Consider the following 864-nt stretch of genomic DNA (forward strand, 5'->3'; position numbering starts at 1 on the left):
TGCCCCACCCCCAACGACGACGGCGGACACCGTTGCCGGGTGTATCCCTCATCATCGGTCACCGACACACAATGGGCGATCCTCGAGCCGTTGCTCCCACCTCCCGGCAACCTCACCGGACGCGGGGGACGGCCCGAAAAGCACTGCCGTCGTCTGGTTCTCGACGCAATCTTCTACGTGGTGCGGGGCGGCATCGCGTGGCGGCAACTGCCGTCGGAGTTCCCGCCGGCGATGACGGTCTACGCCATCTTCGCCCGCTGGGTCCGGTCCGGTGCCTGGCAACGCCTCCACGATGCACTGCGTGACCGGGCGCGGGTGCACGACGGACGTCGTCCACTTCCCACCGCGGCGATCATCGACTCGCAGTCGGTGCAGGGCGCCGACACCGTACCGCGGTCGAGCCGCGGCTACGACGCCGGGAAGAAGACCAACGGCCGCAAACGTCACATCGCGGTCGACACCAACGGACTGTTGCTTGCGGTGGTGGTGACCATGGCCGGGATCCAGGACCGCGACGGTGCGGTGCGACTGCTGGCGGCGTTGCGTGCCCGTTTCTCGACCGTCGAGCTCGTGTGGGCCGACGGAGGCTACGCCGGACGGCTCATCGGCTGGGCGAAAAACGTTCTGGCACTTGCGGTCGAGGTCGTCAAGCGCACGGACGATGGCAAAGGATTCAAGGTTCTTCCCCGCAGGTGGGTGGTCGAGCGGACCTTCGCGTGGATCTGTAAATACCGTCGCTGCGTCCGGGACTACGAGACCCGCCCCGACCACCACGAGGCGATGGTCTACATCGCCATGATCGCCACCATGTCGCGCCGACTCGCCAGTACCGCCTGAGCCGAAAGGAGTTATCAGATGCTCTCT

1 protein-coding gene is annotated in these 864 nt (G+C 66.4%); it reads left to right on the forward strand.

Going from position 1 to position 864, the window contains the following annotated elements:
• The first annotated feature begins 39 nt into the window (after positions 1-39).
• On the forward strand, positions 40-837 hold the full coding sequence (locus QM693_RS37480; RefSeq protein WP_040269771.1) for an IS5 family transposase: 798 nt from the start codon (positions 40-42) through the stop codon (positions 835-837).
• Positions 838-864: the final 27 nt, after the last annotated feature.

Source organism: Rhodococcus sp. IEGM 1305 (genome assembly GCF_030058635.1).
GTDB lineage: Bacteria > Actinomycetota > Actinomycetes > Mycobacteriales > Mycobacteriaceae > Rhodococcus_F > Rhodococcus_F opacus_D.